The sequence below is a fragment of the Pseudomonas sp. SCB32 genome (assembly GCF_009189165.1).
Lineage (GTDB): Bacteria > Pseudomonadota > Gammaproteobacteria > Pseudomonadales > Pseudomonadaceae > Pseudomonas.
Window position 1 is genome coordinate 3,129,791 of the sequence record NZ_CP045118.1, and the last position, 21,784, is coordinate 3,151,574.

At 63.7% G+C, this 21,784-nt stretch carries 15 protein-coding genes; 2 read left to right on the forward strand and 13 right to left on the reverse strand.

Annotated elements, in window-relative coordinates:
• The first annotated feature begins 130 nt into the window (after window positions 1-130).
• Together GA645_RS14495 and GA645_RS14500 are read left to right on the forward strand one after the other, a co-directional pair.
• Window positions 131-700: a cysteine dioxygenase family protein gene (locus GA645_RS14495; protein ID WP_152223712.1), complete on the forward strand. Its 570-nt coding sequence runs from the start codon at window positions 131-133 to the stop codon at window positions 698-700.
• A gap of 333 nt (window positions 701-1,033) precedes the next feature.
• Window positions 1,034-1,519: a BRO family protein gene (locus GA645_RS14500; protein WP_152223713.1), complete on the forward strand. Its 486-nt coding sequence runs from the start codon at window positions 1,034-1,036 to the stop codon at window positions 1,517-1,519.
• 60 nt (window positions 1,520-1,579) lie between these two features.
• Here GA645_RS14500 and GA645_RS14505 read toward each other — a convergent pair whose 3' ends face one another.
• The 13 genes from GA645_RS14505 to GA645_RS14565 all read right to left on the reverse strand — a co-directional run bounded on the left by GA645_RS14505 (window position 1,580) and on the right by GA645_RS14565 (window position 21,735).
• Window positions 1,580-2,833, reverse strand: a complete 1,254-nt coding sequence (locus GA645_RS14505; protein ID WP_152223714.1) for a hypothetical protein — start codon at window positions 2,831-2,833, stop codon at window positions 1,580-1,582.
• A gap of 156 nt (window positions 2,834-2,989) precedes the next feature.
• Window positions 2,990-5,176 carry a catalase/peroxidase HPI gene (gene katG / locus GA645_RS14510; protein ID WP_152223715.1) on the reverse strand — a complete coding sequence of 729 codons (2,187 nt, stop codon included), beginning with the start codon at window positions 5,174-5,176 and terminating at the stop codon, window positions 2,990-2,992.
• Window positions 5,177-5,462: 286 nt separating this feature from the next.
• Window positions 5,463-7,097, reverse strand: a complete 1,635-nt coding sequence (gene mqo / locus GA645_RS14515) for a malate dehydrogenase (quinone) (RefSeq protein ID WP_152223716.1) — start codon at window positions 7,095-7,097, stop codon at window positions 5,463-5,465.
• Window positions 7,098-7,657: 560 nt separating this feature from the next.
• Window positions 7,658-8,431 (reverse strand): ABC transporter ATP-binding protein, encoded by a 774-nt coding sequence (locus GA645_RS14520; RefSeq protein ID WP_152223717.1) that lies wholly within the window; start codon window positions 8,429-8,431, stop codon window positions 7,658-7,660.
• A gap of 174 nt (window positions 8,432-8,605) precedes the next feature.
• The gene (locus tag GA645_RS14525; protein WP_152223718.1) at window positions 8,606-9,751 is read right to left on the reverse strand and encodes an acyl-CoA dehydrogenase family protein; all 1,146 of its coding nucleotides are present in this window, start codon (window positions 9,749-9,751) and stop codon (window positions 8,606-8,608) included.
• Between the two features lie 12 nt (window positions 9,752-9,763).
• The gene (locus GA645_RS14530) at window positions 9,764-10,963 is read right to left on the reverse strand and encodes an acyl-CoA dehydrogenase family protein (RefSeq protein ID WP_152223719.1); all 1,200 of its coding nucleotides are present in this window, start codon (window positions 10,961-10,963) and stop codon (window positions 9,764-9,766) included.
• A 61-nt stretch (window positions 10,964-11,024) separates the two neighbouring features.
• Window positions 11,025-12,110, reverse strand: a complete 1,086-nt coding sequence (locus GA645_RS14535) for a Zn-dependent alcohol dehydrogenase (protein ID WP_152223720.1) — start codon at window positions 12,108-12,110, stop codon at window positions 11,025-11,027.
• A gap of 29 nt (window positions 12,111-12,139) precedes the next feature.
• A complete protein-coding gene (locus GA645_RS14540) occupies window positions 12,140-13,477 on the reverse strand; it encodes a coniferyl aldehyde dehydrogenase (protein WP_152223721.1) in 1,338 nt (445 codons plus the stop codon).
• A gap of 128 nt (window positions 13,478-13,605) precedes the next feature.
• Window positions 13,606-16,011: a LuxR C-terminal-related transcriptional regulator gene (locus GA645_RS14545; protein WP_178119549.1), complete on the reverse strand. Its 2,406-nt coding sequence runs from the start codon at window positions 16,009-16,011 to the stop codon at window positions 13,606-13,608.
• A 234-nt stretch (window positions 16,012-16,245) separates the two neighbouring features.
• On the reverse strand, window positions 16,246-17,613 hold the full coding sequence (locus GA645_RS14550; protein WP_152223723.1) for a DUF1329 domain-containing protein: 1,368 nt from the start codon (window positions 17,611-17,613) through the stop codon (window positions 16,246-16,248).
• 20 nt (window positions 17,614-17,633) lie between these two features.
• Window positions 17,634-19,484, reverse strand: coding sequence for a DUF1302 domain-containing protein (locus GA645_RS14555; protein ID WP_152223724.1), 1,851 nt, complete (start codon window positions 19,482-19,484; stop codon window positions 17,634-17,636).
• 257 nt (window positions 19,485-19,741) lie between these two features.
• Window positions 19,742-20,179, reverse strand: coding sequence for a PaaI family thioesterase (locus GA645_RS14560; protein ID WP_152223725.1), 438 nt, complete (start codon window positions 20,177-20,179; stop codon window positions 19,742-19,744).
• Entirely contained in the window at window positions 20,179-21,735 is a 1,557-nt protein-coding gene (locus GA645_RS14565) for a long-chain-fatty-acid--CoA ligase (protein ID WP_152223726.1), read from the reverse strand. The genes GA645_RS14560 and GA645_RS14565 overlap by 1 nt, the downstream gene beginning before the upstream one ends.
• Window positions 21,736-21,784: the final 49 nt, after the last annotated feature.

Sequence of the window (21,784 nt, forward strand, 5' to 3'; positions counted from 1 at the left end):
ACGGCCAAGGCGCGGAAAACCGACTAGAGTGGAATCGACTGGGGATTTTCTTCCTCATCGGGAGTGTGTCGTCTCTCGGGCCGAAGGTTCAGTCCTGGTACCGCACAGAACCGCCCGGAGGGCCAGCCCAATGACACACCCCATTCTTGCGCGCTTCATCGAGCACGCCGTCGAACTCAGCCACGCCGAATCCGAGCCCTGCCAGTGTGTCCTGGCGCTGGCTCCCTCGATGATGGAACTGATCGACCACGCCGAGGACTTCCTCGAACCCGAACATTACCGGGCCGACCCCGCGCACTACTCACGCAACCTGATCTACTGCGCCGAGGATGCGGACCTGTCGCTCTTTGCACTGGTCTGGTCGCCAGGGCAATGGACGCCGGTGCACGACCACGGCAGCTGGGGCGTGGTCGGTATCGTCGAAGGCGTGCTGGAAGAGCGCAGCTACGTGTGCCTGTCGCCTGACCGCAACCGTGACGACGGCATCGAGCTGGTGCGCGGCGGTGTCATCCTGTTACCGCCGGGCTCGGTCACCACCTTCGTGCCCAACCCCGACCACATCCACGTCACCGGCGTCCCCGCCGAACGCCCGCGCGCCGTCAGCCTGCACCTCTACGGGCGGATGATGAACAACTACCACATCTACGACGTGGCGGCCGGGACGCGGGAAATGGTGCAGGTGGAGTACAACCCGCGCTGATTGCCACCTGCAATTTCGGACGTTTCCCAAGCGCCTCTGCCTTGCCGTCTTCAAGGCTGCCTCCTAACTTGCCGGCCGTCATGGTCAATCCTGTGACCGGGTTTGGTGACCTGTGAATCGGCGCGAAAGCGCCCAAGGTGCATGCGGAAACGGCGAAAGGTTTCTGTAGGCTCCCATGCGAATGCAGAAAATTCTGCAACGCTACTATGGCGGATCGCGTGGGGAGGCTTTCGGGCCTGCCGGCTCCGGTTCCGGTTCACCAACCCCGCGCGGTCCGCCTCCCTTTGTGTGGTGACAGAGATGGCGGCTCCTAACTCGAACCGGAGACCACTCATGGATGTCTGTACCGCAACAACTTTCCTGCGCCAAAACCGCCCGCTGCGTGCCCTGCTCCTGGACAACCGCCCCTGGTTCGTCGCCAGCGACCTCGCCCGCCTGCTCGGCCTGAACCACCCCAACGTCCTCGCCCGCCGTATGGAGACCTACGAAGTCCGGCAGGTCAGCCTGCTGAATAACAGCGGCAGTGAAGAAGACGCCGAAGTCATCAACGAATCCGCCCTGTACAAGGCCGTACTTCGCCACAGCCACCCGGAGAACCGCGTCCTGCTGCGCTGGCTCAATGAAAAGGTCATCCCCCTGCTGCGCGACCAATCCCCCACCCACCCCGAATACCCGCGCCGACTGTTCATGAACTGGAACCCGCAACGGGTGACGGTGCTGGAGTGGCAGGACGAGCTCTGGGTACCGATCAGCCAGTTGCCGACCTTCACCGAGGCGCCGCGGGGGAAGAAAGGCTGGCGTGGGTTGTGGCGGCGGTGAGAAATGAAAAGACCCGCTGATGCGGGCCTATTTATCGTGCAGGCACAGGTCGCTTACTGCTTAAAGCACACGGACGTAGTCCCCCTGCTCTTTGGTCAACCAAGGTAGTTCATCGTCATTCTGCATGCGATATAGCTCCTTCAGAACCGCTGGGTACGGATGTCCCCAGCGATTCTTACCGCAAGAGATCGGCGTACGGATACGGTCAAATATCCGTAACCAGCCATCCGCGTACATCTGCCCTGCATGGCCGCCGTGATGAGGGGCCACCAACACACATGTGCGAGGCCGGTGCGACCAGTAATGAGTATCCCAAACTGCCTCAAGCAATTGCGAATAGTCATGATCGCCACTGAGTATCCCTATTTTCCTGCTGCCCGCCACGAACATCGCTATTCCTGACTGATTCCGTTTCGTCCCTGATGTAGCACGCAACATCACCCAGCTTTCGAATGTAAAGACTGGAAGAAGGGACACCTCACCGGAGCGGATATAAGCGCTCTCAGTCGAGGCGAAGGGAAGAAAATAGACGCTAACAAAGCACTCTCGCAGACGCTGCTCCACTCGGGAAAATGTTGCTGTTGGAGGGGTGTTCGAGGGGGCCATCAGCCATTTCACTTTGCTAATTTCGTCGGGTTCGAAGGCCAGGATGGCGTGATAATGATCAACATCCCAATGGCTGATCACAATTTGCAAGTCCCGAATTTCGTCGCTCAAACAGCGCTTAGCTACTACCTCTCTGACCTGTTCCGATGTGAACCACCTGCCTGCTCCAACATCGTAAAGAAGTCGTGACGCACTAGTCTCCAGTTCATTCCAGTTTCCATGGCCGCAATCAATGACCCTGAGAACTGTGCGTATCCTCTTGGGACTACAGCGGTGGAAGTGTGGAGCACGGATGTTCGGAGCGATGATATCTCTCTCAGCTATCTCCGGTGCTTTAGCTGTAGAAAAGTACCGAGAAATATCCATGAAGGGTCGTAGCGTTAAGATAGCTCGCAGATACAGCCCTCCAGGCCCGGCGGCAGGCACTACAGTTACAATCGCCTCGCTCAGCAGGCTGTGATCGAGCCAGAACCAGCCACCTTCGAGGTCGTCGTATTGACCCGGTTTTCCCGAAATATCGATCTCAATGATTGATGCCTCAGCATTGGAGGCGTCTGCTTCGCCCCCCAGAAACCGGGCAAGGAACCGAACTGTCTCATCCAGGGTGTGAGGATCGAGTAATAGACTGCACCTGCCCGTTTCGTCCGAATCCACCTGCTGAACAAAGAACAACGTGCTGTTCTCGCATACTTCTTCAAACCGCTCCATGCATCCTCACTGCGCGCTCATCCACTGGCGAAACGACGGGGCCGTCCCGAACGAAGCCGCCGATGATAGCAATGAGGCATTACGCATATCCATGCCCGGAAAACAAAACGCCCCGCGAACCCTATCCGGCTCGCGGGGCGTTGTTTTTACCGAGGATCAGCGCAGATCGAAGCGATCCAGGTTCATCACCTTGGTCCAGGCCTTGACGAAGTCATCGACGAACTTCTGCTTGGAATCACTGCAGGCATAGACCTCCGCCAGTGCGCGCAGCTGTGCGTTGGAGCCGAACACCAGGTCGATCCGCGAGCCGGTCCACTTCACGGCGCCGCTCTTGCGGTCGCGGCCTTCGTAGAGGTCGTTGGCGGACGAGGTCGGTTTCCACACCGTGCCCATGTCCAGCAGGTTGACAAAGAAGTCGTTGCTCAGGGTGCCCGGCTTGCTGGTGAACACACCGTGCTGCGACTGCCCGACGTTGGCGCCCAGCACACGCAAGCCGCCGACCAGGGCGGTCATTTCCGGCGCGGTCAGGGTCAGCAACTGGGCCTTGTCCACCAGCAGGTGTTCCGGCAGGACCGGGTACTTGGCCTTGAGGAAGTTGCGGAAGCCATCGGCACGCGGCTCGAGCATGCCCACCGATTCCACGTCGGTCTGGTCCTGGCTGGCGTCCATGCGGCCCGGCGTGAAGGGTACGGTGGCGCTGTGGCCGCCATCCTTCGCCGCCTTCTCGACGGCAGCGCCGCCGGCCAGCACGATCAGGTCGGCCAGGGAGACCTTCTTGCCGCCGGAAGCGGACTTGTTGAAGTCAGCCTGGATGCCTTCGAGCACCTTGAGCACCTTGGCCAGCAGTTCCGGCTGGTTGACCGGCCAGTCCTTCTGCGGTGCCAGGCGAATGCGCGCGCCGTTGGCGCCGCCGCGCTTGTCAGAGCCTCGGAAGGTCGAGGCCGAGGCCCAGGCGGTGCTGACCAGTTCGGAAACGCTGAGCCCTGAGGCCAGTACCTTGGCCTTCAAGGCAGCCACGTCGTTGGCGTCCACCACCGGGTGATTGACGGCGGGGATCGGGTCCTGCCAGATCAGCTGTTCGGCAGGGACTTCCGCGCCCAGGTAGCGGGCGCGCGGGCCCATGTCGCGGTGGGTCAGCTTGAACCAGGCGCGGGCGAAGGCATCGGCCAGTTGGTCGGGGTTCTCGTAGAAGCGCCGGGAGATCTTTTCGTAGATCGGGTCGGTGCGCAGGGAGATGTCGGTGGTGAGCATGGTCGGATCGCGGCGCTTGTTCGGGTCGAACGGGTCCGGGATGCTGCCTGCCCCGGCGCCATTCTTGGGCTTCCACTGGTGGGCGCCGGCCGGGCTCTTGGTCAGTTCCCATTCGTAGGCGAACAGGATCGTCAGGAAGTTGTTGCTCCACTGGGTCGGGGTGTTGGTCCAGACCACTTCCAGGCCGCTAGTGATGGCATCTTTGCCCACGCCAGTCTGGTAGGTGCTGCGCCAGCCCAGGCCCTGCTCTTCCAGCGGGGCGGCTTCGGGGTTGGCGCCGACATTGTCGGCCGGGCCCGCACCGTGGGTCTTGCCAAAGGTGTGGCCGCCGACGATCAGCGCCACGGTTTCCTCGTCGTTCATCGCCATGCGCGCGAAGGTTTCGCGAATGTCGACGGCGGCGGCCAGCGGGTCGGGGTTGCCGTTGGGGCCTTCCGGGTTCACGTAGATCAGGCCCATCTGCACGGCGGCCAGCGGGTTTTCCAGGTCGCGGTCGCCGGTGTAGCGCTGGTCGCCCAGCCAGGTCTTCTCGTCGCCCCAGTACACGTCCATGTCCGGTTCCCACACGTCTGCACGGCCGCCGGCGAAGCCGAAGGTCTTGAAGCCCATGGATTCCAGTGCGACGTTGCCGGTCAGGATGATCAGGTCGGCCCAGGACAGCTTGTTGCCGTACTTCTGCTTGATCGGCCAGAGCAGGCGGCGGGCCTTGTCCAGGCTGACGTTGTCCGGCCAGCTGTTGAGCGGGGCGAAACGCTGTTGCCCGCGCCCCGCGCCTCCCCGGCCGTCGCCGATGCGGTAGGTGCCGGCGGCGTGCCAGGCCATGCGGATGAACAGCGGACCATAGTGGCCGAAGTCGGCAGGCCACCAGTCCTGGGAGTCGGTCATCAGGGCCGTCAGGTCCTGCTTCACCGCGTTCAGGTCGAGGCTCTTGAAGGCCTCGGTGTAGTTGAAAGTCTCCTCCATCGGGTTAGACCTGGAGGAGTGCTGGTGGAGCAGGTCCAGCCTCAGCTGGTTGGGCCACCAGTCACGGTTCGTCGTGCCGCCGCCAGCGGTGTGGTTGAACGGGCAGCTCGCTTTCTTTTCGTCACTCATCACAGGCTCCTCGTTTGCGCCGTCGATGCAGCGGCGCTGTGGATTCGCTTAACCCATCAGAAGATAGATCAAATGAGCGACGACGCTATGACCGATCCATTGGACTTATCGATCGGCCGGTGCGGTAAAAGGCTATGACCGCCCGATGGCGCGGGCTGCTGCGGAGCCTTCGGCCCGTGATGTTCTTCCAGGTGGCGTTGGACACCACGGGAAAGCCTCGTGCCGCCAGGTCCAGGCGTTGAAATGAAAACCGGGGCACTCAGGCCCCGGTTTGCGTCGGCATGGCTCAGAGCGCCATGTAGTTGGCGGCCTTCTCGGCCGGAGCTGCGGCGGCGGGCTGCGCTGCGGGAGCCGGGTCGATGGCCGGCGGCGGGTCCAGTTGCAGGACTTCGCTGGTGTAGGCCCACTCCTGTTGCGTCTTCTCCGGGCTGTCATTCAGCTTGGTGCCATAGCTGGGGACGATCTGGTGGACCTTGGTCTGCCACTCGGGGGTGGCGAGTTTGTCCTTGAACACCTTCTCCAGCACGCTGAGCATGATCGGCGCGGCGGTGGAGGCGCCCGGCGATGCGCCGAGCAGGCCGGCGATGCTGCCGTCGGCGGAAGACACGATCTCGGTGCCGAGCTTCAGTGCGCCGCCCTTGTCGGCGTCACGCTTGATGATCTGCACGCGCTGGCCGGCCTGCCACAGGCGCCAGTCTTCGGCCTGGGCCTCTGGGAAGTACTCGCGCAGGGCTTTGAGACGATCCGCGTCGGAGAGCATCAGCTGACCGGCGAGGTACTCCACCAGCGGGTACTCGTCGATGCCCACGCGGGTCATCGGCCAGACGTTGTGCACGTTGGTGCTGGCCAGCAGGTCCAGGTAGGAACCTTCCTTGAGGAACTTGGTGGAGAAGGTGGCAAACGGCCCGAACAGGATCACGCGCTTGCCATCGAGTACGCGGGTGTCCAGGTGCGGCACCGACATCGGCGGTGCGCCGACCGACGCCTTGCCGTAGGCCTTGGCCAGGTGCTGCTGGGCGATGCTCGGGTTTTCGGTAACCAGGAACGAGCCGCCCACCGGGAAGCCGGCGTAGTCCTTGGCTTCTTCGATGCCGGACTTCTGCAGCAGGCGCAGTGCGCCGCCGCCGGCGCCGATGAAGACGAACTTGGCGTCGGTCTTGGTGACGCTGCCGTCCTTCAGGTTCTTGTACTCGACGCGCCAGGACCCGTCGTCATTGCGGGTGATGTTCTCCACCTCGCTGGACAGCTTCATCGCGAAATTCGGCTTGCTCTGCAGGTAGCCGGCGAACTGGCGGGTGATCTCGCCGAAGTTGACGTCGGTGCCCAGCGGCGACCAGGTAGCGGCAACCTTCTGCGCGGGGTCGCGGCCCTGCATCATCAGCGGCACCCACTTGGCGATCTGCGCCGGGTCCTCGGAGTACTGCATGCCACGGAACAGCGGGCTGGCCTGCAGCGCCTCATGGCGCTTTTTCAGGAAGGCGACGTTGTCGTCACCCCAGACGAAGCTCATGTGCGGGGTGGAGTTGATGAAGGAACGCGGGTTCTTCAGCACGCCGTTCTTCACCTGCCAGGCCCAGAACTGGCGCGAAATCTGGAAGGATTCGTTGATCTCGATGGCCTTGGCGATACTGACTTTGCCGTCCTTGTCTTCCGGCGTGTAGTTCAACTCGGCCAGCGCGGAGTGACCGGTACCGGCGTTGTTCCAGCCGTTGGAGCTTTCCAGGGCGACGCCGTCGAGGCGCTCGACCATCTCCATCGACCAGCCCGGTTCCAGTTCGTTGAGCCAGACGCCCAGGGTGGTGCTCATGATGCCGCCGCCAATCAGCAGCACATCGACTTTCTTCGATTCGGCCGCGAAGGCCGACGCGCAATTCACTGCCAAAGCAAGGCCCAGCAGCGCCCCGCTCACTTTCTTGATCATTGGAGAGTTTCTCGTCGTTAGGGCTTGGCCTGCCCCACCGGCGTCATGCAGCGTGAAGGCCCGGAGCTCGTGGTAAGCCCAGGCGACAGTACGACGGGATGGAATCAGGGCTCAGTTCCCTGCTCCGCTGGCTCTGGGGCCGGTTCGATGGGGCGGGAGACACGTCCTGCGCAGAGAGACACGCAAAGCCTTCGGCTTTGGCTTTTGTTGTGAGAGGAATGCATGGTCTGCTGAAACGTTTGCGCATTCTATAGAAACAGCGCGCCTTCACCAACCGTTGCAGTCAACTACCGACGAGCGTCCACGGCGGGCCGTGTCCGCGCTGGTGCACACCCCGGCGCGCCAGTCCGGGGCATCTACCCGTGGGAGTACCTGCGCAGTCTGGCTGGAAGATCATCTCGCGGCGGAGACCGGCATATCCGCGTAGGGCGCACAGCCGTTCGCGGTTGTACGCCGCGCATGACCAGTGCCGGGTCAAGCTCGGAGCGCCCTTCCGGCGCGGTTATCAAGGTCAAACGGCGTGCAATGCAAAACGTTTACGCGCTACGTCTGGTTTGCCATCAGGCATGCCAGCAGCGATACCAACCGTCCTGCTCGGTGACTTTCAATGGCACGTGATACAGCGCCGACAGATGCTCGCTGGTCAGGATGTCCGCCTTGGCGCCGTCGGCGACCACCTTGCCCTGGGCGATCAGTACCACGCGCTCGATCTCCGGAATGATCTCGTCGATGTGGTGGGTGGTGATGATCATGGCGTGCTCTTCCCCACAGAAGCGCCGCAGCAGCTTGAGCATCTGCAGGCTGGCGCCCATGTCCAGGCCGTTGGCCGGCTCGTCGAGAATCAGGGCGCGGGGCTCATGGATCAGGGCGCGGGCCAGCAACAGGCGGCGCTTCTGCCCGGTGGACAGGCGCTGGAACATGCGATCCGCGTAATCGTCCATCTCCACGGTAGCCAGCAGCTCACGCGCTTTCTCGACCTGCTCCGGCGTCGGCTGCAGGTGTCCATGGCTACCAATGGAACCGAAGAAGCCGGAAATCACCACATCCAGCGCCTGGGTGAAGGGTGTGTAGTCCTCCTGCAGGTCCTGGGAAACGAAACCGATACGGCTGCGCAGGTCCCAGAGGGTAACGTTCTGCAGACCGAACAGACTCAGCGAGCTGCCTTCGCGATCCACCGGATAGAGCTCGCGGCTGATCAGCTTGAGCAGCGTGCTCTTGCCAGCGCCGTTGGGGCCGAGGATGGCGACTTTCTCGCCTTCGCCGATGTGCAGGGAAAAACCATCCAGCACGCGGGTCTGCTGCTGGTAGGCGGTGACGTTGTTGAATTCGATCATGCGGGCATCGGTCATCGGCAGACAAAGAGGACAACTTCTACCATGCCCTGCCCTCGAGGAGCAGCCAATTCACGCGCACTGCGGCGAACAAGCGGGAGTCAAATCTCGCATCGACCCATCGCTGGATCATAAAAAAGGGCCACACAAGGTGGCCCGAAAGGGAGGTGTCGCCACTTAACCCGCCACCTCCATCAATCCGCTGAAGCTTTCCAGATGATGATCGTCGTCGCCGAACTGGCGGGCGACCATCAGCAAGTGCTTGGCGTGGTGCGACAGCAGGTATTCCCAGGTCAGGCCGATGCCGCCATGCAACTGGATGCCCTGGTCGGCAATGAAGCGCCCTGCCCGGCTCACCACGTATTTGGCGGCGGCCAGGACGCGGCTGCGCTCGGCGCTGTCCGCCTGGTCAACCACGCAGGCGGCCCATTGGGTGATAGCGGACGCCTGTTCCAGTTCGATACGCATATCCACCATGAGGTGCTGCAACGCCTGGAAGCTGCCGATGGCCACGCCGAACTGCTTGCGGGTCTTCAGGTAATCCAGGGTCAGCGCGCAGGCCGCCTCCATGCTGCCCACCGCTTCGGCACACTGTGCAGCAATGGCACGCCCCTGCTGGTAGCGCAACGCCGAAAGCGCCCCACCTTCCGCACCGAGCAGCGCCGAGCCGGAGACGACGGCACCGTCGAGGTACAGCTCGCAGGCCTTGCGGCCGTCCATGGTCGGATAGTCGCGGCGACGGACGCCGGGGCCCTGCGGGTCGACCAGGAACAGGCTGATGCCTGACTCGTCACGCTGTTGGCCGGCGGTACGCGCTGATACCAGGATCAAGCCTGCGCTCTGCCCACCGAACACGCAGGCCTTGCGGCCCGTCAGGCGCCATCCACCGGACACCGGCTCGGCGCGGCAGGTTACGTCGTTCAGCTGGTAATGGCTTTGCGGCTCTTCCAGCGCCACCGCAAGTTGCAGCTCCGCGCTGGCGACACGCGGCAGCAGGTCGGCCTGCTGCGCCGCGCTACCCAGTTGCGCAATCAGGCCGCCGGCAAGAATCACCGAGTGCAGGTAAGGCTCCAGGCACAGCCCGCGTCCCAGTTCGGAAGCAATCAGCCAGGTTTCGACGCCAGTACCGCCGAACCCACCATGCGCTTCGGCAAACGGCACCGCCGACAGCCCCAGGTCACCCAGCTGGCGCCAGAATGCCTGGCTGTAGCCGGTGGCGCTCTCGCGGTACTGCTCGCGGCGCTCGAAATCGTAGTGGTCACGCACCAGGCGCGCGGCCGTATCCCGCAGCATCTGCTGCTCTTCGCTCAGTTTGAAGTCCATGTTCGGGGCTCCTTACAGCTCGAGGATCATCTTGGCGATGATGTTTTTCTGGATTTCATTGGAGCCACCGTAGATGGAGGCCTTGCGGCTATCGAGATACTGGTAGGTGGCGGTGCCGCTGTCCGCGCTGTGCAACGGTTCCGGGCTCACTCCATGGACCTCCAGTTCATCCTCCAGGAACGGCAAGGCATAGCTGCCAACCGCCTTGCCCAGGAGGTAGGCGATCTGCTGACGCAGCTCGGTACCCTTGATCTTCAGGATCGAGCTTTCCGCCCCGGGCACGCCGCCATCCCGTGCGGCGACGAGCATGCGCAGGTTGCTCATGTCGGCGGCCATCAGTTGCATTTCGGCATCGGCGATCTGCGCACGGAATAGTGGGTCTTCGATCAGCGGACGGCCATTGCGCAACTCCTCGCTGGCAACCCGTTTCAGGCTGCGCAGCAGGGTCTTGGTCTGGTTGATGCCGCCGATGCTGGTGCGCTCATGGGTGAGCAGGTACTTGGCGCAGGTCCAGCCTTCATTCTCGCGGCCGACCAGGTTCTCCACCGGCACGCGTACATTGTCGAAAAACACCTCGTTGACTTCGTGCTCGCCGTCCAGGGTGATGATCGGGCGCACGGTGATGCCGGGAGTCTTCATGTCGATCAGCAGGAAGCTGATACCGCGCTGCTGTTGTGCCTGAGGATCGGTGCGGACGAGGCAGAACATCCAGTCGGCGTAATGCGCGAGCGTGGTCCAGATCTTCTGGCCGTTCACCACATAGTGATCGCCATCGCGCACGGCTCGCGTTTTCAGCGAGGCCAGGTCGGAGCCGGCGCCCGGCTCGGAATAGCCCTGGCACCACCAGTCGCTGCTGTCGAGGATGCGCGGCAGGAAGCGTGCCTTTTGCTCCGGGGTGCCGAACTTGATGATCACCGGTGCGACCATCTTGGTGCCAAAGGCCACGACGCGCGGCGCCCCCGCGGAGAAGCACTCTTCTTCGAAGATGTGCTTCTGGATCGCGGTCCAGCCGGGGCCGCCGCACTCCTCGGGCCAGCCGGGAGCGAGCCAGCCTCGTTCGTTCAGCTTGCGCATCCAGAACACCAGGTCGTCCTTGCTCAGGCGCTTGCCCTGCAGGATGCGGCTGGACAGGCGCTCGGGCAGCTCGTCGCGCAGGAAGGCGCGCACCTCTTCACGGAATGCCTGCTCTTGCACTGTGAAATGGATATCCATCGGGAAACTCCTGGAGCGTCGCCGCAGGGGAACCGGCGGCGGGTAATGGATGAGACGGATTTCAGTGATCGAAGACGATGACCGAACGCGCCAGCTCGCCACGGCGCAGCTCGTCGAACGCTTCGTTGATCTGCTCCAGGCGGATGCGCTGGGAGATCATCTCGTCAAGCTTGAGCCTGCCGGCCATGTAGAAGTCCACCAGCGCCGGCATGTCCACCGGGAAGCGGTTGGAGCCCATCAGCGAGCCCTGGATGCGGCGCTCGTGGAGCAACTGGTAGGGGTCGACCTCGATCTTGGTACCCGGCTTGAGCATGCCGATCACCGTGGCGGTGCCGCCGCGCGCCAGCATGGCGAAGGCTTGTTCGGCGGTCTGCTTCAGGCCGATGCACTCGAAGGCGTGGTGCACGCCGCCACGGGTGAGCTCGAGTACCTGCTTCACCGCATCGCCGCCTTTGGCGTTGATCACCTCGGTGGCGCCGAAACGGCGGGCCAGTTCCAGCTTGTTGTCGAGCATGTCGATGGCAATGATCCGCCCTGCCCCGGCCAGCGCCGCGCCGTTGATCGCGGCCAGGCCGATACCGCCGCAGCCGATCACCGCAACGGTCTCGCCCGGGCGCACCTTTGCGGTGTTGAACACCGCGCCGGTGCCGGTGGTGACGGCGCAACCCAGCAGCGCCGCGCGGTCCAGCGGCATGTCGGGGCGGATTGCCACGCAGGCGTTCTCGTGCACCAGCATCTGCTCGGCGAAGCCCGACAGGTTGACGAACTGCGCCATCGGCTTGTGCGCGTAGGTCAGGCGCGGCTCTTCATCCTTGCCGCGCTTGGTCTCCGGCGACACGCAGCGCGACAGGTGGCCGGTGACGCAGTGTTCGCAATGGCCGCAGAACACGGTAAGGCAGGTCACCACATGGTCGCCCGGCTTGACCGTGCGCACTTCCGAACCCACCTGTTCGACGATACCGGCCGCTTCGTGGCCGAGCACGATAGGCCCCGGATAGGGGTAAGAGCCGTCGATCACATGCAGGTCGGAATGACAGACGCCGACCGCCGCGGTGCGGATCAGCACCTCCCGCGGGCCCGGATTGCTGATGACGATCTCTTCGATGCTCAGCGGCGCGCCGACCTGGTGGAATACAGCTGCTTTCATGGAATGCTCTCTCGTTCGGTGAATGAGGCTCAGCCGGCGCGGTACACGGCCTTGGCATGGCTGAAGGTGCGGAAGCCATCGATGCCGTGATAGGCGCCCATGCCGCTATGACCGACGCCGCCGAAGGGCAGGTTCTCCAGGCCGGCGTGCTGCATCACGTCATTCAGCGTCACCCCGCCAGAGCAGGTGCGATCGAGCACCCGGCGCTCCTCGACGGCATCGTTGCCGAACCAGTACAGGCCCAGCGGACACGGACGCGCATTGATGTAGGCGATGACCTCGTCGAAGTCGCGGTACGGCTTGATCGGCAGCAGCGGACCGAAGATCTCGTCCTGCATCACCTGCAGCCCGTCGGCGGGATCACGCAGCAGGGTCGGCGCGATCTTGCGCGATGCGGCGTCGAAGGTTTCGCCAGCGGGGTTCAGCTCCACCAGCGTGACACCGGCCTGGCGAGCCTCCGCGAGATAGCCTTGCAGGCGCTGGTAGTGGCGCTCGTTGATGATCGCGGTGTAGTCGGGGTTGTCGGCCAGGGTCGGCAGGAAACCGGCCAATACCGCGCGGGCGATGGCGATGAAGGCATCCATGGACTCTTCCGGCACGAACACGTAGTCAGGCGCCACGCAGAGCTGACCGGCATTCAGGGTCTTGCCGACCACGATCTTGGCCGCCGCAGTCTTCAGGTCGGCCGAGCGGGAAACGATCGCCGGCGACTTGCCGCCCAGTTCCAGGGTCACTGGCACCAGGTTCTCGGCCGCCGCTCGCAGCACGTGACGGCCGATACTGGCGGCGCCGGTGAAGATCAGGTGATCGAAAGGCTGGCTGCAGAATGCCTGTCCTACCTCGGCCGGTCCGGTCACTACCGCCACCTCTTCCTCGGTATAGGCCGAGCGGATCATCCGGGCCATCAGGGCCGAGGTGTTCGGATTGAACTCCGACGGTTTGATCATCACCCGGTTTCCAGCGGCCAGCGCGCCGGCCAGGCCCTTGAACACCATGTTGCCCGGTACGTTCCAGGCCGTGACGATACCCACCACGCCCAACGGCTGGTATTCCACCCAAGCCTCGCCACGAGGCGTCTGGCGGCGTTCCGGTTGCATCCAGTCGGCGAGTTCGGCTCGAGTCTGCTTGAGCGTCGCCAGGGGCGAGAGCACATCACTGTGGCGGGAGAATGTCGGGCTGCGCTGGCCGAAATCGGCACTGAGGGCTGCGATAAGCGCCTGCTCGTTGCTCGCCAGCAGGTCGATGGCGCGGTCGATCAGTTCACCGCGCCGCTCGGCGCTGGACGGCCCATCCGCCAGGGCAGCGGCACGCTGCCGTTGCAAAATGGCGCGGATTTCCGCCTCGCCCATATAGTCGTTGGCGCTCATCACTCGGCTCCTGTTGTTGTTCGATGGCGTTGGCGATAGCGGCACGCTAACGTTCCGCGTCGCCGTGGGAGTGATGGCAATGGTTGGTGGATCGCCACCCGGCACGCGCCACCCGGATCAGGTGGCGGCTAGGCCAGCAGCCCTCGGGCCTTGGCGCAGGCGATGGCCTGGGTGCGCCGGGTGGTGCCGAGCTTGGCGTTGATGTTCTTGGCGTGGTACTTGACCGTGTTCACCGACAGGTACAGCGCATCGGCGATCTCCTGGTTCGACAGTCCTTCGGCCAGCAGCCCCAGTACCGCCGATTCACGCCCGGTGAGCTCTTCCTGGAAGCCGCCACCCTCCTCCTCCGGTGCTTGTTCCTCCAAGCGCTCCAGAAGCTGGCGCGCCTCTTCGCGAAGGCACGTGGAGCCGAAGCGGGCACAATGCGCAAGACCTTGTCGCAATCGGTCCCGAGCCTGCTCGCAGCGACCGAGCCGGAACTCCGCGCGGGCAGCGAGCAACTGAGCCTCCTGGGGCAAGGATGGTGGTAGCGAGACCGGCAGCGCAGCGCCAAGGGGATAGTCAGTGGCAAGTCGCCGCGCGCCGTCGAGCAGTGCCGGCCACTCGCCCTGGCGTGCCAGCACGCGCAGCCGTTGCAGTGACAGAACCGGCTGGTAGCACACGGCATCTGCTCTGCCGTAGTGCATCACCTGCTCTGCGCGGTGCAGTTGCAGTTGCGCGGTCAGCGGATCGTCACGCCGGCAAGCCACCTCCGCCAGCCCCAGGTAGCCGTGCAGGACAAAGGGTGCGGTGCAGTCACGTGCATGTTGCAAGCCTTCGAGCAGCGCCCGTTCGGCTTCATCCGTGGCGCCCCGATGCAGCGCCAGCTCCGCCTGGATGAACAGGAGACGCCCCAGCAGAGGGTCGTTCTCGATCTGCGCGGCCATCCGTCCGGCCAGGGCGTCCTGCAACAACAACTCCGCCAGTTCTGATTCGCCGCGGAGCAGCAGGAGACGCAGGCGGTCTCCCTGCAGTACGGTCTCGCCGTCCTGGCACCCTTGCCGGCGCGCCTGTTCCAGCGCTTCCTGCAGCACCTGCCGGGCATCGTCGAGACGCCCGCAGGACATCAGTGTGCGCCCGAGAGTGAGATAGCACAGCAGACGCGAGAGCCAGTCCTGGGGATCATCTCGCAAATGGCGCAGCGCTTCCCGGCAGTGCTGCTCCGCCGCTGCCCCCTGCCCCAGGCTGGAATGCAAACCGCCGCGTAGCGCCTGCCAATGGGCCAGCAGTTGCTGATTCTCCGCTGCGTTGGCCGCAGGCAGGAAGCGCCCGAGACGCTCCAGGCTAGCGCTCGCTTCATCGATACGCCCGCTGAAGAGCAAAGCCAGCGTACTGAGGTAGACCAGCCCCGGCGTGCTCTCCAGCAGCTCGACGGGCAATTGCCGGCGCCACTCAAGAACCCGCTGCAGGTGGCGATCGGTGAGCTGCCAGGTCGGTCGCAGGCGCTCCATGTAGGTAGCCGCCACCTCGGGTTGTTGCGCATTCAGCGCCTGGTCGATGGCCTCGTGAAGTTGCCCGGCAACACTCAGCAGGCGACATGATTGTAGGCGCAGGCGCGCCAGATCAGCGGGATCAAGAGCGTGGTGCAGGGCTCCGGCCACCAGTGGGTGAATGCGATACCAGTGCTCCTGGCCCGCCACCGGCATTACGAACACCTGTTGATGGCGCAGGCGTTGCAGCAGGTGTGCACTGGCTCGCCCCTCCCAGAGCTGCCCACAGAGATCAGTGGAAAACCGTGGCAGGTGGCACAGCCCGTACAGCAGTTCACGCTCCTCGGTGCTCAGTCGATTGAGTACCTCATGCTCCAGGTAGTCGAGCAGCAATCGTTTACCTTGTGCGCCGCCGGCCAGAAGCAGGCAGGCGCCACCCCACCACCCGCCGCTCTGAGCCCAGACGCGTTCGCGCTCAGCGGCATCGGCGGTGGCCACAAGGCGACGGCACAGTATGTCGAAGTGTTGCCTCGACATTCCCAGCCGCGATGCATCCAGCTCCAGCAGCTCACCCTTGAGAAGCAGCCGCGGTAGATTCCAGGCGGGCCGTTGGCGGCTGCTGATCGATAGGCGCAGATGGCTTTCGGGCAGATTGAGCAGATGTTCGAACCAATTGTTCAGCTCGATCGACAGGTCGGCCGGCAAGTCATCCAGTACCAGTCGGACAGCACGCCCAGGGCTGGCGAAATGACGCAGCAACGCAGCGCTCCCCAGGCTGCCGGGCAGTGACAGAGCGGCCACGAGCCAATCGCTCAGTTCGCTCAGTGACAGGCTTCGCCCGCCCAGGCGCAACCAGAGGATGTTCTCTCCCGAGTCGGCTGCCGTGAAGCTTTCTTCGAGCAGGACGGTCTTGCCGTAACCGGCTGGCGCGCAAAGCAAGCTCAGGCGCTGAGGACTGCCGCGCAATACTTCGACCAGATCGGGGCGCGGAACATGATGCTCCGGTAACTCCGGAGTCGCGACGGGCGTTTCCACCCAGGACAGATTGATACCCAGACCTTGCATGATGGGCCTCGATCCACGCGGAGAGGGACGACGGAACACGCGGAACGCATGGCCTTCCGCTGAGTATGGAGACATGCTGCAAGGCGGTGAGAAAAAAAGCGCCACCCTTGTCAGGTGGTGGAGAACGGCGGGCCGAAGTGAGATGTGTATCGCGGGAAGGAGGCCGGGACGGGAGCAGATCGTCCCGGCCAGTGGCCAGGTGCCCGCAATGCGAGCACCGGCCGGAAGGTACGGTCAGCGGATACCGGCGTTGCGCAGCGCGGCCGGGGTGAAATCGTTCATGCTGAACTTCTGATCGTACTGGGTAGCCTTCTTCGACTCGTTGGTCATTCCAAAGACCAGATAGCGGCCTGCGATCAGGTCGTAGAGCGCCTGACCGGCATACAGGCTGATGCCGTGCTGGTAGTCGTTGACCTGGTAGCCTTCGCCGACCCGCCAGAGCTGGCCACGACCGTCATAGTGATCGACTTCCACCAGCGCCCAGGTGTCCTCGTCGAAGTACATGTGGCGCTTGGCGTAGATATGACGCTGGCCGGGCTTGAGCGTACCCTCCACTTCCCACACACGGTGCAATTCGTAGCGCGCCAGGTCCTGGTTGATATGACCCGGCTTGAGGATGTCCGAGTACTTGAGCTTTGGCGACCAGAGCCGGTAGTTGTTGTAGGGCACGTACATTTCGCGCTTGCCGATCAGCTTCCAGTTGTAGCGATCCGGCGCGCCGTTGTACATGTCGGCATTGTCCGCCGTACGCAGGCCGTCGGCGGCAGTTCCCGGGCCGTCGTAGGCCACCTGCGGGGCACGCCTTACGCGGCGCTGGCCGGCGTTGTACGACCAGGCATTGCGCGGCTCCTTGACCTGGTCGAGGGTCTCGTAGGCCAGCAGTACGTTACCGGCCATGCGTGCCGGTCCTGTCACCTCCTGTTTCACTAGGAACAGGTAGTCGCTCACCTTCTTCGGATCGAAGTCCTGCAACAGCGTCGGGAAGCCAACATCCTGCCGCAGTTCGACGATGGTGTAGTCACCGTTGACCTGGGGCGTGGCCTGGGCGATCTGCTGGGTGTAGTTGCTGCCGCGGTAGCGGGTTTCGTGGTTCCACACCACCTCCACGCCACTCTTGGGAATGGGGAACGCGTAGTAGTGCCCGGCGAGGTTGGTGATACCGTCACCGCCGTTGACCAGCTGGGTGCTGGCCGCACTCGTCTTCGCCGCCTGATAGATGGTGTCCGGCGCGGAGGCGCTGCGGCGGGTCGGATAGACCGGAATCTTGTAGGTGTCCGGATAGCGCTGGAACATCGCTTGCTGGCCGGGAGTGAGCTTGTCCTTGTACTGGGGCAGATTGGCCTTGGTGATGACGAACAACGGCTTGTCGCTGGCGTAGGGGTCACCGAGGAAGCCATTTCCGTCCACCGAGGCCGCGCCAGGCTTCAGGCCACCATCCCAGGCGGGAATGCTGCCATCCGTATTGCCGGCCTTCTCGCCCCCCAGCGGGGTCAGGCTGGTGCCGAGCTTGGCTATTTCCTCAGGCGAGCTGGCCGCCATCACGCCGGAGGCCAGCAGGGACAGCGCCAGGGCGCCGCATTGCAGAAGTGCGATCTTTTTCATGAGGTTCTGCCTTTTGACGATCAGAAGTTCACGCCAAGGCTGAGCGAGACGAAGTCGCGGTCAGTCATGGTGTTGTATTCGCCATCGAAGTAGTTGGTGTAACTGAGGCTGGCGGTGTAGGTGTTCAGGTAGTCGGCATCCAGGCCAAGGCTGATGGCTTTGGCGCCTTCCTCGAAGTTCGGGCCGCGCCCGTCCACGTCGTGGGACCAGGCCAGGTTCGGCTTCAGGTTCACTCCGGCGAACACGTTCGGGTAATCCAGCACGCCGCGCAGGCGGTAGCCCCAGGAGTCGGTCGAGTAGAAGCCGTGGCTGTTGCACTTCTGGGCCGGGTTGCTGGCGGTGGGCAGGCCCACGTTGGTGCCCGCACAGTTCGCCGCACCCGCGGCGCCCGGGAGGATGCCGGAGCCGAACGCCGGGCTGCGGCCGAAGCGGATATCGGTGCCGTCGGCATCACCCAGGCCATTGATGCGGTTGTAGCCCACCTCGCCAACCAGGGTCAGGCGTTCGGAGCCCATTACCTGGTCGATGAACTGGGTGGCGGTCATCTGGGCCTGCAGTACCGGCATGCGCTTGTAGCCATTGATCACGCCGCCTTCCGGTACGTCGCTGATATAGCCGGTAGTAACCAATGGGTTAAGGCTCGGAGTTCCAGGGATGTTGGTCGTGGCGCTGAGGAGGTCCGGAGTGCTGATCTGCAACGGCATGTTCGGTCGGTAGCTGACCTCGCCACCGAGCGAGGTGCCGCCGACGCTGGTCTGGAAGCTCACGCCATAGAGATGGATGTCTTCCGGATAGTCGATGAAGTAACCGGCATTGCGCGGCACGTTGAGAGCGCTGGGCGGCTTGCCGGGGCCGGTAGTACGTAGAGTGCTGAGGAAGGGGTTGCGGCTGTGGTAGTTCATCGCGTAGGCCCCCAGCTCGGTGTCGTTCCAGTCCGGAATGAACCAGCGCAGCGCCAGGCCATACTGCCCGCCGTCACGGGCTTCGTTGTCGTCGTAGCGCGGGATGTAGACATCATCCCGGCCCTGGAGGACCGCCGCCGCGCCGCCCTTGTTGGTTGCGACGCCCGGCGCCAGATCAAGCCCGGAAACCACCAGGCGGTCGTTGCAGCCTTTGGGGATGCCATCGTTGCCGAAGAAGGTGCCGCAGTTGTCGGTCACCGTCTTTTCCCATTCGATCTGGTAAAAGCCCTCGGCAGTGACGTTCTCCATCAGTCCCTGGGAGAGGTAGAACATGTTGACCGGAACCAGGCCTTCCTTGATCTCCGAACCCGGACGGCGCAAGGCGGCGACGTCCACCGGGTTGATCGAGTTGATGCCGTTCTGGATGAAGGTACTCTCGCCCCAGCTGACCACCTGCTTGCCGAGGCGGACGTTCCCCGGCAGGTCGCCGAGGTTGTAGTTGTGGTAGATGAAGCTGTCGAGGAACATCGCGCCGGACGATTTGGCGGCGCGGTCGCGGCCGCTGTCGTCGATGTCATAGAAGTGCTGATGGCCGTCCTTGAGCTCGGAGTCATACCAGTACTTGCCGCGGACGAATGCGCCGCTGTCACCGTACTTCAGCTCCAGGTCGTGCAGGCCCTTGAAGATGGTCGAGAAGTTCTCTCCGCTCTTGAAGTTCAGGCGACCGTCATCGACGGTGCGGGAGGACGACTTGCCGCCCTGCACTCCCACGGAGTTGAAGTTGGAGATGAACTGCTTGTCGGGTGCTTGCGTGGACCAGCTGCCCCCGATGGACAGCGAAGAGTCGAACTTGCCTTCGATCTCGCCGATGTTGAAATCGATGGCGTTGGCCTGCGGGCCCGCGCCGAGGGCGACGGCAGCGGCCAGCAACTGCGGCTGAAAGACTCCGCGTTTTGTTGTTCTTGTCATGCGGTGCTCCGAAAACGGATCAGTGTTTGGAGCCTCGATGCTAGCGAGCGGATTTCGGGGCTTTATCACCCGATCGGGTAATTCGTTCGACGGAATTCAGGGGCGCCCGGCGAGGCTCGCGGTATCGCTTGCGGAACTGCGTTACCAAGAGTGACAGCCGACCTTGAAATCTCTGCGCAGCCGCTCAAGGGCGCGTGTTTCGCCCATGAAAAAGCCCCTGCGGTGACCGAAGGGGCTTCAGGAACATTGCGCGGGCGTCAGCCAGCCATTGGGCGCCTACCCTTCCACACGGTGAAAATACCGCTGGAGCGCAGGACCACCCGGTCACCGACTTTCAGCTGACAGTCGGCATTGGCGAAACTGCTTCCAAACTTGAGTACCTGAACATGGGCCTCCAGCCAGTCGTCCTCTCGCACGGCGCTCAGGTAGTCAAGGTTCAGGTTGACCGTGACGGGTGGCACATCGAGCCCGAACTGGCGCTTGAAGACCAGCCCGAACGCAGTATCCGCCAGGGTGGCAAGGAAACCACCGTGGACGATGCCCACTGAGTTGAGCAAGTGTCCGCCGATACGTACACCGATGATGGGCAGCTCATCATGGAAGTGGAATCCACCGCAGAAGCGTACGAAGCCCGGAGGCGCCGCTATGGGCGAAAATCCGGCGGGGATCGGAGTGGCAGAGAGGACTGTGTCCATCAGTTCACCGCCTTGCTCTTGCCGGCCCAGAAAGGCTCTCGCAAGTCACGCTTGAGGATCTTGCCGGCGCCGGTGAGCGGCAGCGCATCGCGGAATTCCACGGTCTTCGGACACTTGTAGCCGGCGATGTAGTCCCGGCAATGGGCACGCAGATCGTCTTCGCCCACCCCGGCGCCCGGCTTGCGCACGACGATGGCGTGCACTGCCTCGCCCCACTGCTCGTGCGGGATGCCGATCACCGCGCACATGAGAACCGCGGGGTGGCGGGCGATGACGTTCTCCACTTCCGCCGAATACACGTTCTCGCCGCCGCTGACGATCATGTCCTTGAGGCGGTCGACGATGAACAGATAGCCTTGCTCGTCCATGTAGGCGCCATCACCGGTGTACAGCCAGCCGCCGCGCAGGGCCTTGGCGGTTTCCTCCGGCTTGTTCCAGTAGCCGACCATGATGTTCGGGCCACGCACGATGATCTCGCCCACGGTGCCGCGCGGCACTTCCAGGCCGTGCTCATCGACCACCTTCACGTTCACCCCCAGGCCGCCCCGTCCCACGGAGCGGATCAGGCCACTGCGCCGCGCCTCCGGCCCGTGGTTCTCCGGCGGGTTGGTGGAGACGATCGGACAGGCCTCTGTCAGCCCGTAGGAGTGCGACAACTGCAGGTGCGGCAGCTTGGCGAGCACCTGCTCGATCATTTCGCCCGCCGTCGGCGAAGCGCCATAGGTCAGGCGTTGCAGGTGGCTCAGGTCGTACTGGTCGAAGTCCGGATGATTCAGCAGGCCGAGAATCATGGTCGGCACCAGGATGGAGTCGGTGACGCGCTCCTCGCCGAGCGCCTTGAGCACGGCGGCTGCATCGAAGGTCGGCAGGATCACGTGGGAGCCGCCGGCAATGAAACCGGACACCACGCGCGCCAGCCCCGCGATATGGAACAGCGGCATCACGTGCAGGTCGCGCTGGTCGCTGCCCTGGTGGATTTCCGCCATGCGCTGGATGCACGCCGACCAGAGGTTCAGGTGGGTCTGCATCACGCCCTTGGGGAAGCCGGTGGTGCCGCCGGTGTACATGATGCAGGCCAGGTCGTCGCCGCCACGCCCGGCGTCAGGCACCGGTTCCGCGCCGGCGAGCAATGTCTCGTAGTCGAGCATGCCGTCCGGCGCCTGCTTGTCTCCGGCATAGATGAACACTGGGGTGTTGCGCGCCTGCGCGCGAATCTCCACCACCATCGGCAGGAAGTAGTCATCCACCAACAGGAAGCGGGTGTTGCAGTCGTCCAGGGAGTAGACGATTTCCGGCACCGCCCAGCGGATGTTCACCGGATTGAGCACGCCGCCGCCCCACCAGGTGCCCTGCATGTATTCCAGGTAGCGGTCGGAGTTGAGCGCCAGCATGCTGACCCGGTCGCCCGGGACCATGCCCAGTGCCTGCAGGGCGGCGGCCAGGCGGGCCACCCGGTCGCCGAACTCGGCGAAGGTGCGGCGCCGCGCGCCGAAGAGGGTGACGATCTTGGCAGGCGTCTGTTGCAGCGAACGCTGCAAACCTTGAGTCAGGTACATGATGGACATCCTTGGAATTGTTGTTGTCGGTCGGAGCCGCCACCGATCC

Coding starts and splice junctions, on each gene's coding strand:
- GA645_RS14495 (WP_152223712.1), top strand. CDS start 131: ATGACACACCCCATTCTTGCGCGCTTCATCGAGCACGCCGTCGAACTC.
- GA645_RS14500 (WP_152223713.1), top strand. CDS start 1,034: ATGGATGTCTGTACCGCAACAACTTTCCTGCGCCAAAACCGCCCGCTG.
- GA645_RS14505 (WP_152223714.1), bottom strand. CDS start 2,833: ATGGAGCGGTTTGAAGAAGTATGCGAGAACAGCACGTTGTTCTTTGTT.
- katG (WP_152223715.1), bottom strand. CDS start 5,176: ATGAGTGACGAAAAGAAAGCGAGCTGCCCGTTCAACCACACCGCTGGC.
- mqo (WP_152223716.1), bottom strand. CDS start 7,097: ATGATCAAGAAAGTGAGCGGGGCGCTGCTGGGCCTTGCTTTGGCAGTG.
- GA645_RS14520 (WP_152223717.1), bottom strand. CDS start 8,431: ATGATCGAATTCAACAACGTCACCGCCTACCAGCAGCAGACCCGCGTG.
- GA645_RS14525 (WP_152223718.1), bottom strand. CDS start 9,751: ATGGACTTCAAACTGAGCGAAGAGCAGCAGATGCTGCGGGATACGGCC.
- GA645_RS14530 (WP_152223719.1), bottom strand. CDS start 10,963: ATGGATATCCATTTCACAGTGCAAGAGCAGGCATTCCGTGAAGAGGTG.
- GA645_RS14535 (WP_152223720.1), bottom strand. CDS start 12,110: ATGAAAGCAGCTGTATTCCACCAGGTCGGCGCGCCGCTGAGCATCGAA.
- GA645_RS14540 (WP_152223721.1), bottom strand. CDS start 13,477: ATGAGCGCCAACGACTATATGGGCGAGGCGGAAATCCGCGCCATTTTG.
- GA645_RS14545 (WP_178119549.1), bottom strand. CDS start 16,011: ATGCAAGGTCTGGGTATCAATCTGTCCTGGGTGGAAACGCCCGTCGCG.
- GA645_RS14550 (WP_152223723.1), bottom strand. CDS start 17,613: ATGAAAAAGATCGCACTTCTGCAATGCGGCGCCCTGGCGCTGTCCCTG.
- GA645_RS14555 (WP_152223724.1), bottom strand. CDS start 19,484: ATGACAAGAACAACAAAACGCGGAGTCTTTCAGCCGCAGTTGCTGGCC.
- GA645_RS14560 (WP_152223725.1), bottom strand. CDS start 20,179: ATGGACACAGTCCTCTCTGCCACTCCGATCCCCGCCGGATTTTCGCCC.
- GA645_RS14565 (WP_152223726.1), bottom strand. CDS start 21,735: ATGTACCTGACTCAAGGTTTGCAGCGTTCGCTGCAACAGACGCCTGCC.